Source organism: Streptomyces sp. NPDC059002 (assembly GCF_042740435.1).
GTDB lineage: Bacteria > Actinomycetota > Actinomycetes > Streptomycetales > Streptomycetaceae > Streptomyces.
Window position 1 is genome coordinate 256,750 of record NZ_JBHYJI010000003.1, and the last position, 14,438, is coordinate 271,187.

A 14,438-nucleotide genomic window follows, 5' to 3' on the forward strand; every position below is an offset into this window, starting at 1 on the left:
GGAGGCCGCGGCGCCCGCCCGGGCCCCGCGCCCTCACCCCGCACCCCCGTCCCGGCCCGCGCCCGACGTCCTGCGCACCACCCGCAGCAGATAGTCCTTGCGGCTGAGCGGATCGTGGTCCGTGCGCTCGCGCGTCGGGGGCTCGCCGCGCACCGGCGCGTAGTGGTCGAACGCCGACTCCAACTCGCCCTCGCCGCGCGTGAGTCCGGGAAGCAGCTGCTCCAGCGCGTGCACCTGCTGGGCGGGGATGTCCCCTTCCAGGTGGTACGACGTCCCGCTCGTGGCCGGTGCGTGCGGCACCGCCCGCAGTCGCGCGAGCACGGGCAGGACCGCCCCGAACGTGTCGGCGGGCACGTCGAGCCGGAAGCGGTGCATCGGTTCGTGCACCGCCGTGCCCGCCCGGCGCAGCGCGTCCATCAGGACCAGCGGCGTCAGGTTCCTGAAGTCGCCCGCGGTGCTCGACATGCTCTTGTCGAACGTGCCGTGCGCGTGACTCTGCCGCGGCCAGTACCCGGAGTGCGTCATCGTGACCGTGCAGTCGGGGATGCGCCAGCCGTGGATGCCCTGGTGCAGGGTCTCCCTGACGGTCTCCTCGACCGCGCGGAAGAACGCGTACGGCATCGAACCGAGCTCCACCCCGAGCCGGAACTCCACCCCGGCGCCGACCGGCGCGGGCTCCACGCGCAGGCCGACCGTGGCAAGGAACGGGTTGGGGTCCTTGTCGATGATCTCGAACGCCGCGCCCGTGCCGACGACCCGCTCCACGCAGATCGTCGTGGTCTCGCGGAAGGAGACGTCAAGTCCGAAGTCCTCGGCGAGCGTTGCCTGGATGACCTCCTTCTGCACCTCTCCGTAGAGCGAGACCGACACCTCCTGGCGGAGGGCGTCCTGCCGCAGGCCGATCAGCGGGTCCTGCTCGGCGAGCTGCGTCAGGGCGACGTGCAGGGCGCCACGGTCGGCGGGGCGGAGCGGGGTGACGACCGTCTCCAGGGTCGGCGGGGCGAAGTGCTGCCCGGCGGGCTCGACTCCCTTGCGGGGTAGGCCGATCACATCGCCGATGCGGACGTCGCCGAGCCCCCAGAGCTTGCCGATCTGCCCGGCGCCGACCTCCGCGCGCCGCACGTCGGTGCCCTGGTCGAAGACGCTGACCGCGGTGACCTTGCCCTCGCGGTCCGCCGAGATGTCGACGCGGTCGCGGGTGCGGACCGTCCCGGAGAACATCCGCACATAGGCGATCTTCTCCCCGGCCGCCCCGCGCTCCACCTTGAAGACGCTGCCGGACACGGGCCCTTCGGCGTCCCCGGCGTCCGACGGCAGCAACTCCCGGATGCCTTCGGCCAGTTCGGCGACTCCCACGCCCGTCATCGCCGAGCCGAAGAAGACGGGATGCACCAGCGCACGGCGGGTCTGCCGGGCCAGTTCGGTGCGCAGCCGGTCGTACGAGAGGGACGGCGCGTCCTCGACGTACGCGGAAAGGACCGTGTCGTCGTGACCGGCGAGCAGCTCGGTGAGCCGGGCGGTGAAGCTGCCGCCGCCACTGCCGCGGCCGTCCCCGGTGTCCTCCGCGGTGAACGGGACGAAGCGTGCCCCGCGCGTGCCGAGGCCCGGAACCGTGCCCATCGGGACGATGTCCGGGGTGAGCCGCTCGGCGATGTGCGCGAGGACGCCCTCGTACCGGGCGCCGCCGCGGTCCGCCTTGTTCACGAAGATCAGCGTGGGGATGCGCAGGCGCCGCAACGTCCGCAGCAGGACGCGGGTCTGCGCCTGCACGCCCTCCACTGCGGAGATCACGAGCACGGCGCCGTCGAGCACGCTCAGGACCCGCTCCACCTCGGCGATGAAGTCCGGGTGGCCGGGGGTGTCGATCAGGTTGACCGTGACGCCTCGCCCTGCGTCGGGCCCGGCGGATTCCGGGGCCTCGATCACGAAGGAGACGACCGCGGACTTGATCGTGATGCCGCGCTGCCGTTCCAGGGCGAGCGAATCGGTCCGGGTGCTGCCGTCGTCGACGCGGCCGACCTCGTCGATGACCCCGGCCGCATGCAGGAGCCGCTCGGTCAGGCTGGTCTTACCGGCGTCGATGTGGGCCAGAATGCCCAGGTTCAGGGTGTGCGGAGCAGATGATTGCACGTACCGTCATGTCCTTAGAAGAGGGGTGACTTCCTTCCGGCCTGGACATGCACGAACGCCGCATCTGCTTCTCCTTCATGGACTCCGCCGGACGCTCGCCGACTGCGCACAGTGCAGCAGGAGGCCGACGGGCGCGGCAACTGATTAAGCTGCGCTCACCGCTTCGATCCCGCGCCGCCGGGCGAGCCGCAGCACGAGCGCCGCGTACCCGCAGAGCGTCACGACGTCGACGCACACCGCCGCCCGGCCCAGGTCGGCGGCCGTCTCGTCGGAGGCGAGCGCACCGGCGATCCCCGCGGAGACGCCGAGCGCGAGCAGGTTGTTGAGCACGTGCAGGCCGATCGCGGCCTCCAGTCCGCCCGTACGGATGGTCAGCACGCCCGCGACCAGGGCGAACACCACGAGGTCCGCGAAGCCCCACGGCGTCCCCCACCCGTGGGCCGCGGCGAACAGCGGCGCCTGCGGCAGGATCGCCACCCACGGCGAGCGGCACCACGAGCCGACCGCCTGGGTGAGCCAGCCCCGGAACGCGTACTCCTCCGCCGCGGCCTGGAACGGCACGAGCACGCACACCATCGCGAGGCCGAGCAGGAAGTTCCCGAGCCCCGCCCACTCCGCGCCGCCCGCCGGTTCGCCGTCCGCCGATCCGGGCAGCAGCAGCATGATCCCGAACGACCCCGCGACCAGCGGAAGACCCACAAGCAGGCACCGCCCGAGCCAGCCCCAGCGCAGCCGCCCCGTCACCGACGACACGGTCCCCGCCGGACGCCGCTGGACCCAGTGCGCGGCGAGGAGCACCACGGGCAGCACCAGAGCGAGGGAGAGCAGCGCCTGCCCCGTCTCCCCGACCCCGCCCCATATCCGGAACCCGTCCTCGCCCTTGGGCCGGTCCAGGACCGCGCCCGCGATCTCGCCGCCGATCAGCACCACGACCGAGACGGCGACGGCACCGGCGATCAGCAGCCCGGTCCCGGCCAGCGGCCGCCACCAGCGATGGCGGCCCGTGATCAGGGCGAGGCGGTGGTAGGGGAGGGGCGGTGCGATGTACGGGGGGTGCGGGGCGTAGGCGTACGCGCGGCCGTGGGGTTGGGCGTACGCGCGGGGAGGCGCGTACGGGTTCGCGTCGGCCGGGTGGGGCGGAGGGCCGGGCGGGCCGGGCGTCGTCGTCATGCCCTTCAGCATTCCGGCGACGGCGGGCGCAAGCGTCGCCCGTCCGCACGATCGTGGTCTCTAACCAGGGATAGACGGGGCGCGGGAACCAGGGATAGACGGGGCGCGGGCCGACCAGGGACGGGGGCGGGCCTGGGCCGCACGGCGCCGCGCCGCCCCTCCGTATCCTTGGGGCCGATATGGAGCGGATACGGAACTGGCTGCTGCCCGCCCTGCTGGCGATCCAGCAGCTGGCCTTCTGGCCTGGCCGCCCGCTGCGGGACGGCGACCCGGTCGGCGCCGCCCAGCTCGCCGCGGGGCTCGGCGCGGCGGTCGTGATCACCGCCGCGCTCGGCGTGCGCCGCCGCCGTCCGGTGGCCGCCGCGCTCACCGTCGAGGCCGTCCTGCTCGCCTGCGTGCCCTTGCCGCTGCCGGACGACGCGACACTGCTGCACGCGTTCAGCGTGCTGGTCGCGCTGTACTCGGTCGCGGTGCGCAGCCCGGCACGGCGGACCGCCCTCGTCGGATCGGCGCTCGCCGTCGCCGAGGCGGTCCGCGCGGCGCTGCAGCTGGACTCGGCGGCCGACGTCGGCGGCGAGATCCTGGTGAACTGCGCGCTCTTCCTCACCGTCGTCGGACTGGGCCGCGGCCGCCGCCGCTGGCAGGCGGGACGCCGGGCCGCCGCGCGGGACCTCGCGCGGGCGGAGGCCGAACGCGGCCGGGCCGCCACCACCGAACGCCGCCGCCTCGCCCGCGAACTGCACGACGTCAGCGCCCACCACCTCACCTCGGTCGTGGTCACCGCGGACGCCGCGCTGCGGCTCGGCGACCGCAAGCCGGAGCTCACCGCGCAGGCGCTGGAGTTCGCGGCGGACGGCGGCCGCGAGACCCTGGCTTCGCTGGACCGCCTGGTGGCGATGATGCGGACATCGGCGGCGGACGAGGACAGCGCCCTGGAGGAACGCGTCGACGAACTCGCCGCCGGATTCGCCCGCCTGGGACTGCGCCCGGCCGTCGACGTGGCGCCGGACCTCGCGGGGCTGACGGGCCCGGTCGCCGAGGCGGCGTTCGGCATCGTGCGCGAGGCCCTCACGAACGCGCTGCGGTACGCGCCGGGGGCCGCCGTCCTCGTGAGCGTCGCGGTGTCGGGCGGCGACGGCGACGGCGCGGTCGACCTGACGGTCGAGGACGACGGGGCGCGCGGCGCGGCCGGTTCCGGTGCCGGTTCCGGGGCCGGGCAGCGGCTCGGCTCGGGGCGCGGCACGGTGGGCATGCGGGAGCGGGCGACCGCGCTCGACGGAACCCTCGACGCGGGGCCGCGCAAGGACGGGCCCGGCTGGCGCGTGCGCGCCCGGCTGCCGCTCGGCACCGCGGCCCTGCGCGGCCCCGCCTCGCGCCACCCCGCCCTGCGCGGCCTCGACGCGACCGACGGCGCGACCGTGCTCTCCGTCGCCGCGATCCCGGTCTTCGCGGTCCTCGTCGAACGCCCCGCGGACGTCTGGCTGTCGTGCGTCCCCGCCCTCGCGTACACCCTGCCGCTGCTGTGGCGGCGCCGGGCGCCCTGGGCGGTCCTGTGCGCGGTGCTCGCCCTCGCCTGGCTCGCGCCGCTCGGCCTCGCCTTCGGGCTCCTGCACCGGGACGTCGCGCTGACCCTGACGGTGACCTGCGGCGCCGCGACGTGCGTGGCCCTGTACGCGGTGGCGGCGTACGCGGGCCCGGCCCGGGTCACCTGGCCCGCGAGCGGGGTGGCCGCGGCCGGGCTCACCCTCTCCGCCATCGCCCTCGCTGCGGCCGACGGCATCTCCGACCTCGAGGGGCAGGGCGGTTACGGCCTCCTGCTCTTCCTGGTCTGCATGGTCGGCACCCTGTTCCTGTTCCCGCTGGCCGCGCTCTGGGGCGTCGGCGCCGTGGTCAGGACCCGGCGCGACCGCATCAGGGCCATCGAGGACCACGTCCTCGCCGAAACGGTCCGCTCGGCGGTCGTCGAGGCGTACGAGGAGCGCCGTCGCATCGCCGCGGAACTCCGCGGCGAGGTCCTGCGCCATGCCGCCGACGTGGTCGCCCATGCCGAGGCGGGCGACCTGAAGTCCGTCGCGGACGGCGCGAGAGCGGCGCTCGCGGCGATGCGCGATCTCCTCGCCGCACTCAGGGAGGTGACGGGCCCGACCGCCCCCGAAACCTCGCCCACACCCGTACCCACACGCTCCGCACCACCGAAGGAGGCACCCCCATCACCCCCGCGACCCCCCTCCCTCCCGAGAACGCGAACGGCGAAGGCCGCCCCGGCGACGGCCCCGACCGCGCTGGAACCGTCCGAGTGATGGTCGTCGACGATCAGGCCGTGGTCCGTGCGGGATTCGCGGCGATCGTCGACGCGGAGCCGGACCTCCAGGTGGTGGGCGAGGCCGAGGACGGGGCACGGGCCGTGCAGCTGGCGGCCGAACTCGCCCCGGACGTCGTCCTGATGGACATCCGCATGCCCGGCATGGACGGCCTGACGGCGACCCGTCTGCTCACCGAGGGCCATGGCGCGGCGGCCCCGCGCGTGCTGGTCCTGACCACCTTCGACCAGGACGCCTACGTCCACGACGCCCTGCGCGCCGGGGCGTCGGGCTTCCTCCTGAAGGACGCGCGGCCGGAGGAACTCCTCGCCGGTATCCGCGTGGTGGCCTCGGGCGAGGCCATGCTCGCCCCGACCGTGACGCGCCGCCTGATCGCCGCCTTCGCGGACACGGCGCCCGCCCCCGACCCCGAACTCCTGGCGTTCCTCACGCCCCGCGAACGCGAGGTCCTGACCCTGGTGGCCGCGGGCCACACCAACGCGGAGATCGCCGAGACGCTCGGCGTGACGACCGGCACGGTGAAGTCCCATGTCAACGCCCTGCTCGGCAAGTTGGGCCTGCGCGACCGGGTCCAGGCGACGATCCTCGCGTACGACCTGGGGCTCGCCAGACCGCGACGTACGCATCCGTAGTCACACCCGTGAACGCCGACAGCACCCGGCTCCGCGCGGATGCCGGGTGCTGTCGGGTCAGGCCTGTTCAGGCCTTCTTGGTCTCCCAGAAGATCTTGTCGATCTGGGCGATGTAGTCCAGCGCCTTCTGGCCCGTGGCCGGGTCCGTCGACGCCTTGGCGGCCGAGAGGGCCTTGAGGGCGTCGTTGACCAGCTGGTGCAGCTCCGGGTACTTCTCGAAGTGCGGGGGCTTGAAGTAGTCGCTCCAGAGCACCGAGACGTGGTGCTTGGCGAGCTCGGCGCGCTGCTCCTTGATGACGACGGCGCGCGCCTGGAAGTGCGCGTCGTCGTTGGCGGCCATCTTTTCCTGGACGGCCTTGACCGACTCCGCCTCGATGCGGGCCTGGGCCGGGTCGTACACGCCGCAGGGCAGGTCGCAGTGGGCGCTGACCTTCACCTTGGGGGCAAACAGGCGGGAAAGCATGTAGCTGTCCTTCCTCGTGATCGTCTTCTCAGGTGGGACATTACTCCGTGAGAGACGGGTTTTTGCGAGTGCCCCCATGGGCTTAGGACAAAAGTCCAGGGTCAGACTGGGACTGGTGGAGGATAGGACCGGGGAGGTGCGGTGATGCCGGAGCTGTCGCAGGAGAGCGAGCGCGGACGGGCCGTCTTGCCGTTTGGTGCGGCGGAGGTGACGGGTCCTTCGATGGTGCCCACGCTGTTCCACGGGGACCGGCTGCTGGTGCACTGGGGCGCGCGGGTGCGCCCGGGGGACGTGGTGGTCCTGCGCCATCCGTTCCAGCAGGACCTGTTGGTCGTGAAGCGCGCCACCGAGCGGCGCGAGGGCGGCTGGTGGGTGCTCGGCGACAACGCGTACGCGGGAGGCGACAGCACCGACTACGGAGTCGTCCCCGAGGAACTCGTCCTGGGGAAGGTGCGGTTGCGCTACCGTCCGCCCGCTTCGGGGCGCCGTTCGCCGTTCGCGGTGCTGCGCTGGGCGCTGTCCGCCGTGCGGCCCGTGGCGGCCGAACGCTCCGTCTCCAGGCGCTTGCGGGCGCGGTAGGCGGCGACGTTGGCACGGGTCGCGCAGCGGTCCGAGCAGTAGCGCCGGGAGCGGTTCGTCGACGTGTCGAGATAGGCGTTGCGGCACGGTGCCGCCTCGCACAGGCCGAAGCGCTCCACGCCGTGCTCGGTGAGGTGGAAGGCGAGCCCCATCGCGGCGATCGCGGCGTACCCGGTGGTCGCGTTCGACGAGTGGTCCGCCAGGTGCATGTGCCACAGCGGCCGGCCGTCCTCGTCCCGGTGGTCGTGGCCCGAGATCTGCGGGCTGACCGGGAATTCCAGGAGCAGTGAGTTCAGCAGGTCGACCGCGAGCGTCTCGTCGCCGTCGTTCGCCGCCTCGAAGACCGACCTGAGCCTGGCCCGTACGGAACGGAAGCGCGGCAGGTCGGACTCCGTGGCGCGCCGGGCCATCTGCGTGCTCGGCCCGAACAGCTCCCTGATCACCTCGACCGAGGTCAGCGTGTCCTTGTCGCGGCCCGGCTCCTCGCTGTTGACCAGGCGTACGGCGAAGTCTGAGTAATGGGCCAGTTCCACTTGTAGTCCTTACGGCTGCGGGCTATGGTCGAGTCCTCGGCCAGTAATGACCGACTGCGGTACCAGGGTATTACGGAGTGGAGGGGTTCTGATGGCTGGAACGGGGACCGGAACTGACGCCGGCGCCGAGACCGGGACCAACTGGCGCGCGTGGCAGGACAGTTGGGACCGGCAGCAGCAGTGGTATCTGCCCGACCGTGAGGAGCGGTTCCAGATCATGCTCGACATGGTCGAGGCCGTTGTGGGCCCCGCGCCGCGCGTGCTCGATCTGGCGTGCGGTACGGGAAGTATTACGGACCGGCTGCTCAAGAGGTTCCCGGATGCCACCAGTGTCGGCGTCGACCTCGACCCCGCGCTGCTCACCATCGCCGAGGGCACCTTCGCCGGGGACGACCGCGTCACCTTCGTCACCGCGGACCTGACGGACCCCGGGTGGACCGCCGCGCTCCCGCACGACTCGTACGACGCCGTGCTCACGGCCACGGCTCTGCACTGGCTCTACAGCGCGCCGCTTGCCACTCTTTACGGGCAGGTCGCCGGGCTCGTCCGCGACGGCGGCGTCTTCATGAACGCCGACCACATGCCCGATCCCGCGACCCCGCGCATCAACGCCGCCGAGAGCGCCCACCGGCACCGGAAGATGGACCGGGCGAAGGCCGAGGGCGTGCTGGACTGGAAGGAGTGGTGGCAGCTCGCCGCCGCTGATCCTGTGCTTGCCGCACCCACGGCCAAGCGGTTCGAGATCTACGGCGATCACGCGGACGGGGACATGCCTTCGGCCGAGTGGCATGCGAGGACTCTCCGAGAGGCGGGATTCGGGGAGGCCCGTCCGGTGTGGGCCTCGCCGTCCGACGCGCTGGTGCTCGGCCTGAAGTAGAGCCCCGTAAGGGGCGCGGGGAACTGCGCGCCCGGCCACGACGGACCCGCAGCCGAAGAGTTCCACGCGAAGCGAAGGGGCCGGTACGGATCCACGATCCGTACCGGCCCCTTCGGCAACTGCTGAACCCGGCGGAGCTAAAGCACCTTTGAGAGGAACGACTGCGTCCGCTCATGCTGCGGATTCGTCAGTACGTCACGCGGGTGGCCGGACTCCACGACCACGCCCTCGTCCATGAAGACGAGACTGTCCCCGACCTCACGGGCGAAGCCCATCTCGTGCGTGACGACGACCATCGTCATGCCGGACTCCGCGAGGTCACGCATCACGTCGAGGACGTCGCCGACCAGCTCGGGGTCGAGCGCCGACGTCGGCTCGTCGAAGAGCATCAGCTTCGGGTCCATCGCGAGCGCGCGGGCGATCGCCACGCGCTGCTGCTGGCCGCCGGAGAGCTGCGAGGGGTAGTTGCTCGCCTTGTCGGCGAGGCCGACGCGCTCCAGCAACTGCCCGGCACGCTCCCGCGCCTGCGTCTTGGGGACGCCCTTGACCTGGACCGGCGCCTCCATGACGTTCTCGATGGCCGTCATGTGCGGGAACAGGTTGAAGCGCTGGAAGACCATGCCGATGTCCCGGCGCTTCAGGGCGACTTCGCTGTCCTTCAGCTCGTACAGCTTGTCCCCCTTCTGCCGGTAGCCGACCAGCTCCCCGTCGACGTACAGCCGACCGGCGTTGATCTTCTCCAGGTGGTTGATGCAGCGCAGGAAGGTCGACTTGCCCGAGCCGGACGGGCCGATGAGGCAGAACACCTCGCCCTGCTCGACCTGGAGGTCGATGCCCTTGAGGACCTCTACGTTGCCGAAGGACTTGTGGACGCCCTCGGACTTCACCATGGCGGTCGTCATCAGCGCACACCTCCTGCACGGTTGCCCAGCGACAACATGTTGGCCTTGATCTTCTGGAAGGGGGTGTCCGGCAGGGAGCGGGACGAGCCGCGGGCGTAGTACCGCTCCAGGTAGAACTGACCGACGCTGAGGATCGACGTCATGATCAGGTACCAGCAGGCGGCGAGCAGCAGCGTCTCCACCGTCGCGCCCGACGAGGTGCCGATGTCCTGGGCGTACTTGAGGAGTTCGTAGTACTGGACGGCCGCGACCAGCGAGGTCGTCTTCAGCATGTTGATGAACTCGTTGCCCGTCGGCGGCACGACCACGCGCATCGCCTGCGGCAGCACCACGCGGCGCAGCGTCTTGCCGTGGCTCATGCCGAGCGCGTGCGACGCCTCGGTCTGGCCCTCGTCGACCGAGAGCAGACCGGCACGGCAGATCTCCGCCATGTACGCCGCCTCGTTGAGGCCGAGGCCGAGCAGCGCCGTCAGGAACGGCGTCATGAAGTCCGACCACTCGTCCTTGTAGATCGGACCGAGGTTCACATAGTCGAAGACGAAGCCGAGGTTGAACCAGACGAAGAGCTGGACCAGGACCGGCGTGCCCCGGAAGAACCAGATGTAGAACCAGGCGATCGACGAGGTCACCGGGTTCTTCGACAGGCGCATCACGGACAGGATCACACCGCCGACGACGCCGATGAGCATCGAGAGGAAGGTGAGGATGAGCGTCTCGCGGACACCCTTGAGGATGCGCTCGTCGAAGAAGTTGTCGGGGATCGCGCCCCAGTTGATGTCGCCCTGCGAGAAGGCGTAGACGATGGCGGCGAGGACGCCGATCGCGAGGACCGCGGCCACGTACCGGCCGAAGTGCCGCACCGGGATGGCCTTGATGGCCTCGGCGGGGCGTGGCTTCGGGACGTCGTCCTTCGGACCTGTCTTGGAGATGTCGGGGGTCACGTGAGTGGCCTTTCAGCGACTAGGAGGGACGGGGGTCACTTGCCGCCGTTGACCTTGGCTTCCTTGACCGCGCCGTCCTCGACGCCCCACTTGGAGATGATCTTGTCGTACTCGCCGTTCTTGATGATCGCGTCGAGCGCGGCCTTGATCGCGTCCCGCAGCTCGGGGTTCTTCTTGGAGATCGCGATGCCGTAGGGGGCCGCCTCGACCTGCTCGCCGACCAGCTCGAAGTCCTTGCCGCCGCCCGAGGTCTTCACCGCGTACGCGGCCACCGGGAAGTCGGACGAACCCGCGTCCGCGCCGCCGGAGCGCAGTCGGGTCTGGGCCTGCTGGTCGTTGTCGAACTGCTCGATCGCGATCTTCTTGCCGCCCTTGCACTTCTTCGACTCGGCCTTGGCCAGGTCGTGCGAGACGGTGCCGCGCTGGACGACGATCTTCTTGCCGCAGAGGTCCGACCAGGTCTTGATGCCCTGGTCCTCGCCCTTCTTGGTGTAGATCGAGACACCCGCGGTGAAGTAGTCGACGAAGTCGACGCCGTCGCCGACCTTCTTGCCGGTCTCCTCGTCGATGCCCTCCTGGCGGTTCTTGGTGTCGGTCATGGCCGACATGGCGACCTGGTAGCGCTTGGAGCGCAGGCCGCCGAGGAGGGTGTCGAAGGTGCCGTTCTCGAACTGGAACTCCACGCCGAGCTGCTTGCCGAGCGCCTCGCCGAGGTCGGGGTCGATGCCGACGGTCTTGCCCGACTTGTCCTTGAACTCGACGGGCGGGTAGGCGATGTCGGACCCGACCTTGATGACTCCCTTGTCGCGGATGTCCTGGGGGAGCTTGTCGGCGAGCGGGGCGTTGCTGACCGAGTCGCTCTTCTTGTCGTTGGTCTGGTCGCCGCAGCCGGAGAGCAGCAGCGTGCCCGCGACCGCGATCGCGCCGACCGCGGCAATCCGGGACTTCGCGGACTTTTCTGCGGTCTTACGACAGAGGGAGCTTGCGGTCATGGTGGGTCCTCCGGCGGATGAGGGAGTTGCCGATGGGTCGGGCACACACCTTCGGGTGTCGCGACCTCGTGTGATGACGGCATCTTGCCATTCGGACCGTCCGATTCTGGGTGCCGGAGATGTCAAAATCGGATAACGGGCCAGCCTCGAATCCGAATGGCCCGGTGCGGCAAGGGTGTACCGGTGTCGGAGCGAATGGCTGTTAACCAAGTGAAAGCCGACCTATCTCGCGATGCGGACAGCGCGAATGCACTTTTCGGTAAAATCGGTCAAATGACCTAGGGTCGAAACAAATACAGCTCGTCGGCGGTCGGACCCATCCGGTAGAAAAGACGGTTACACCCCTCATCCGGGGCCCAGGGCGCGTGTGCGGCGCGCCCGCGTGTTCGTACCTCCCTCCGCCGACAGGTGGAGAACGGACGCGGTGCCCGCCCACTTCTCAACCAGGAGTGGACACCCTCAACGAATGAATAAGACTTAAGGGGTCAGACAAGTGGCAGCGGAGATCGTCAATCCTCGCAGCGACAGCAGTACGGATCACGAAGGCGCGGACGAGCCCTTCGATCCGGCCTTCGCGCTGCACCGTGGCGGCAAGATGGCCGTGCAGGCCACCGTGCCGGTCCGCGACAAGGACGACCTGTCCCTCGCGTACACACCCGGCGTCGCGAAGGTGTGCAGCGCCATCGCCGAGCAGCCGGAGCTCGTGCACGACTACACATGGAAATCGAATGTCGTCGCCGTGGTGACCGACGGGACCGCGGTGCTCGGTCTCGGCGACATCGGCGCCGAGGCGTCCCTCCCCGTGATGGAGGGCAAGGCCATTCTCTTCAAGCAGTTCGGCGGCGTGGACGCCGTGCCGATCGCGCTCGCGACGACGGACGCGGACGAGATCGTCGAGACCGTGGTGCGGCTCGCCCCGTCCTTCGGCGGCGTGAACCTCGAGGACATCTCGGCCCCGCGCTGCTTCGAGATCGAGCGCAAGCTCCAGGAGCGGCTCGACATTCCCGTCTTCCACGACGACCAGCACGGCACGGCCGTCGTGACGCTCGCCGCCCTGCGGAACGCGGCCAAGCTCACCGGGCGCACGCTCGGCGACCTGCGCGCCGTGATCTCCGGTGCGGGCGCGGCCGGCGTGGCCATCGCCAAGTTCCTGCTCGAAGCGGGACTCGGGGATGTGGCCGTCGCGGACCGCAAGGGCGTCGTGAGCCGGGACAGGGACGACCTCACCCCGGTCAAGCGGGAGCTCGCCGAGCTCACCAACAAGGCCGGTCTGAGCGGTTCCCTGGAGTCCGCGCTGGCCGGTGCCGACGTCTTCATCGGCGTCTCCGGCGGTACGGTCCCCGAGCCCGCCGTCGCCTCCATGGCGCCGAACTCCTTCGTGTTCGCCATGGCCAACCCGAACCCGGAGGTCCACCCGGACGTCGCGCACAAGTACGCGGCCGTGGTGGCGACCGGGCGGTCCGACTACCCGAATCAGATCAACAACGTCCTCGCCTTCCCGGGGATCTTCGCGGGCGCGCTGCAGGTGCGGGCCTCGCGGATCACCGAGGGCATGAAGATCGCCGCCGCCGACGCCCTCGCGGACGTCGTCGGAGACGAGCTCTCCGCGGACTACGTGATCCCCTCGCCGTTCGACGAGCGGGTCGCCCCCGCCGTCACGGCGGCGGTCGCGGCCGCGGCTCGCGCGGAGGGCGTGGCTCGCCGCTGACGCCCGGGCCCCGCCGCGCGCGGCGGGGCCGATGTTCTTCTCTCTTGCCCACCCGTTTCCCTTCGGACGACGGGTGGGCGTTTTTTGTGGCTTCTCATGGGATGCCCGCACTGTCGGCGGGCGCGGGACGCGTGTCACAGCGGCGCATGGTTCCGTCGGGCCGCCCGGCCTGCCTATCGTCGGCGGCATGTTCGCTGCCTATGCCGCCCGAATCGACCGTGACCAGCCGCTCGCCGGCCTCGAGTTGGGGGAGCGGCCCGCCCCCGAGGCACGCCCCGGCTGGTCGACCGTGAACGTCAGAGCCGCCTCCCTCAACCACCACGACCTGTGGTCGCTGCGCGGGGTCGGCCTGGCCGAGGACAAGCTGCCGATGATCCTCGGCTGCGACGCCGCAGGGATCGACGCGGACGGGAACGAGGTCGTCCTGCACTCCGTCATCGGCCAGTCCGGATACGGCGTCGGGCCCCGCGAGGGCCGGTCCATCCTCACCGAGAAGTACCAGGGGACCTTCGCCGAGCAGGTGTCCGTCCCCACCTGGAACGTGCTGCCCAAGCCGAAGGAGCTGTCCTTCGCCGAGGCGGCCTGCCTGCCGACCGCGTGGCTCACCGCGTACCGCATGCTCTTCACCAACGCCGGTGTGCGCCCCGGGGATTCGGTCCTCGTGCAGGGCGCGGGCGGCGGGGTCGCCACGGCGGCGATCGTCCTCGGCAAGGCCGCGGGCCTGCGGGTCTTCGCCACCAGCCGGGACGAGGCCAAGCGGAAGCGGGCCCTTGAGCTGGGCGCGGTGGAGGTGGTCGAGCCGGGTGCGCGGCTGCCGCAGCGGGTGGACGCCGTGATCGAGACGGTGGGCGCGGCGACCTGGTCCCACTCGGTCAAGTCGCTGAAGCCGGGCGGCTCGCTGGTCATCTCGGGCGCGACGAGCGGCGACCGGCCCTCGCACGCCGAGCTCACCCGGATCTTCTTCCTGGAGCTGAAGGTCGTCGGCTCGACCATGGGGACCAAGGACGAGCTGGAGGACCTGCTCTCCTTCTGCGCTGCCACGGGGGTGCGTCCCGTCATCGACGAGGTGCTGCCGCTCGACCGGGCGCGCGAGGGGTTCGAACGGCTGGAGGCCGGGGGGCAGTTCGGGAAGATCGTGCTGGAGGTCTGAGGGGCTGAGGGTCCGAGAGGTCTGAGAGGGCTGCCTCCCT

At 71.0% G+C, this 14,438-nt stretch carries 13 protein-coding genes; 6 read left to right on the top strand and 7 right to left on the bottom strand.

The features are described from left to right. Nucleotides 1-33: 33 nt before the first annotated feature. Together ACFWZ2_RS04890 and ACFWZ2_RS04895 are read right to left on the bottom strand one after the other, a co-directional pair. Complete coding sequence (locus ACFWZ2_RS04890) at nucleotides 34-2,130, bottom strand: GTP-binding protein (RefSeq protein WP_384541864.1); 2,097 nt, start codon at nucleotides 2,128-2,130, stop codon at nucleotides 34-36. A gap of 144 nt (nucleotides 2,131-2,274) precedes the next feature. Next, nucleotides 2,275-3,300 carry a CPBP family intramembrane glutamic endopeptidase gene (locus tag ACFWZ2_RS04895; protein ID WP_384541866.1) on the bottom strand — a complete coding sequence of 342 codons (1,026 nt, stop codon included), beginning with the start codon at nucleotides 3,298-3,300 and terminating at the stop codon, nucleotides 2,275-2,277. A gap of 179 nt (nucleotides 3,301-3,479) precedes the next feature. Between ACFWZ2_RS04895 and ACFWZ2_RS04900 the strand changes: the two genes are divergently transcribed. After that, nucleotides 3,480-5,600 (top strand): sensor histidine kinase, encoded by a 2,121-nt coding sequence (locus ACFWZ2_RS04900; RefSeq protein WP_384541869.1) that lies wholly within the window; start codon nucleotides 3,480-3,482, stop codon nucleotides 5,598-5,600. Beyond that, nucleotides 5,600-6,253, top strand: a complete 654-nt coding sequence (locus tag ACFWZ2_RS04905; RefSeq protein WP_384541872.1) for a response regulator — start codon at nucleotides 5,600-5,602, stop codon at nucleotides 6,251-6,253. Before ACFWZ2_RS04900 ends, ACFWZ2_RS04905 begins: the two co-directional genes overlap by 1 nt. A gap of 67 nt (nucleotides 6,254-6,320) precedes the next feature. On the opposite strand, the gene sodN is transcribed toward ACFWZ2_RS04905, so the two are convergent. Further along, the gene (gene sodN, locus ACFWZ2_RS04910; RefSeq protein WP_365136925.1) at nucleotides 6,321-6,716 is read right to left on the bottom strand and encodes a superoxide dismutase, Ni; all 396 of its coding nucleotides are present in this window, start codon (nucleotides 6,714-6,716) and stop codon (nucleotides 6,321-6,323) included. Between the two features lie 144 nt (nucleotides 6,717-6,860). Here sodN and sodX point away from each other — a divergent pair, with 144 nt between their 5' ends. Beyond that, nucleotides 6,861-7,295, top strand: coding sequence for a nickel-type superoxide dismutase maturation protease (gene sodX, locus ACFWZ2_RS04915; protein WP_384541875.1), 435 nt, complete (start codon nucleotides 6,861-6,863; stop codon nucleotides 7,293-7,295). Here the strand turns inward: sodX and ACFWZ2_RS04920 are convergent. Next, a complete protein-coding gene (locus ACFWZ2_RS04920) occupies nucleotides 7,178-7,828 on the bottom strand; it encodes a CGNR zinc finger domain-containing protein (RefSeq protein WP_384541878.1) in 651 nt (216 codons plus the stop codon). The genes sodX and ACFWZ2_RS04920 overlap by 118 nt on opposite strands. Before the next feature lie 91 nt (nucleotides 7,829-7,919). Here ACFWZ2_RS04920 and ACFWZ2_RS04925 point away from each other — a divergent pair, with 91 nt between their 5' ends. Then, nucleotides 7,920-8,705: a class I SAM-dependent methyltransferase gene (locus ACFWZ2_RS04925; RefSeq protein WP_384541881.1), complete on the top strand. Its 786-nt coding sequence runs from the start codon at nucleotides 7,920-7,922 to the stop codon at nucleotides 8,703-8,705. A gap of 137 nt (nucleotides 8,706-8,842) precedes the next feature. Here ACFWZ2_RS04925 and ACFWZ2_RS04930 read toward each other — a convergent pair whose 3' ends face one another. Genes ACFWZ2_RS04930 through ACFWZ2_RS04940 form a run of 3 tightly spaced genes read right to left on the bottom strand, consistent with a single transcriptional unit; the run spans nucleotide 8,843 to nucleotide 11,540 of the window. After that, nucleotides 8,843-9,607 (bottom strand): amino acid ABC transporter ATP-binding protein, encoded by a 765-nt coding sequence (locus ACFWZ2_RS04930; protein ID WP_384541884.1) that lies wholly within the window; start codon nucleotides 9,605-9,607, stop codon nucleotides 8,843-8,845. Next, nucleotides 9,607-10,548, bottom strand: a complete 942-nt coding sequence (locus ACFWZ2_RS04935) for an amino acid ABC transporter permease (protein WP_384541886.1) — start codon at nucleotides 10,546-10,548, stop codon at nucleotides 9,607-9,609. The genes ACFWZ2_RS04930 and ACFWZ2_RS04935 overlap by 1 nt, the downstream gene beginning before the upstream one ends. A gap of 35 nt (nucleotides 10,549-10,583) precedes the next feature. Further along, nucleotides 10,584-11,540, bottom strand: coding sequence for an ABC transporter substrate-binding protein (locus ACFWZ2_RS04940; RefSeq protein WP_384541889.1), 957 nt, complete (start codon nucleotides 11,538-11,540; stop codon nucleotides 10,584-10,586). 493 nt (nucleotides 11,541-12,033) lie between these two features. On the opposite strand from ACFWZ2_RS04940, the gene ACFWZ2_RS04945 reads away from it, so the two are divergent. Then, complete coding sequence (locus tag ACFWZ2_RS04945; RefSeq protein ID WP_384541891.1) at nucleotides 12,034-13,248, top strand: NADP-dependent malic enzyme; 1,215 nt, start codon at nucleotides 12,034-12,036, stop codon at nucleotides 13,246-13,248. 187 nt (nucleotides 13,249-13,435) lie between these two features. Next, nucleotides 13,436-14,398: a zinc-binding dehydrogenase gene (locus tag ACFWZ2_RS04950; RefSeq protein ID WP_384541894.1), complete on the top strand. Its 963-nt coding sequence runs from the start codon at nucleotides 13,436-13,438 to the stop codon at nucleotides 14,396-14,398. Nucleotides 14,399-14,438 lie beyond the last annotated feature (40 nt).

What these genes read in the sequence shown, in the direction of transcription:
- ACFWZ2_RS04905 (WP_384541872.1), top strand. Translation starts at nt 5,600, where the DNA reads ATGGTCGTCGACGATCAGGCCGTGGTCCGTGCGGGATTCGCGGCGATC.
- ACFWZ2_RS04930 (WP_384541884.1), bottom strand. Translation starts at nt 9,607, where the DNA reads ATGACGACCGCCATGGTGAAGTCCGAGGGCGTCCACAAGTCCTTCGGC.
- ACFWZ2_RS04940 (WP_384541889.1), bottom strand. Translation starts at nt 11,540, where the DNA reads ATGACCGCAAGCTCCCTCTGTCGTAAGACCGCAGAAAAGTCCGCGAAG.
- ACFWZ2_RS04900 (WP_384541869.1), top strand. Translation starts at nt 3,480, where the DNA reads ATGGAGCGGATACGGAACTGGCTGCTGCCCGCCCTGCTGGCGATCCAG.
- ACFWZ2_RS04925 (WP_384541881.1), top strand. Translation starts at nt 7,920, where the DNA reads ATGGCTGGAACGGGGACCGGAACTGACGCCGGCGCCGAGACCGGGACC.
- ACFWZ2_RS04895 (WP_384541866.1), bottom strand. Translation starts at nt 3,300, where the DNA reads ATGACGACGACGCCCGGCCCGCCCGGCCCTCCGCCCCACCCGGCCGAC.
- sodN (WP_365136925.1), bottom strand. Translation starts at nt 6,716, where the DNA reads ATGCTTTCCCGCCTGTTTGCCCCCAAGGTGAAGGTCAGCGCCCACTGC.
- sodX (WP_384541875.1), top strand. Translation starts at nt 6,861, where the DNA reads ATGCCGGAGCTGTCGCAGGAGAGCGAGCGCGGACGGGCCGTCTTGCCG.
- ACFWZ2_RS04950 (WP_384541894.1), top strand. Translation starts at nt 13,436, where the DNA reads ATGTTCGCTGCCTATGCCGCCCGAATCGACCGTGACCAGCCGCTCGCC.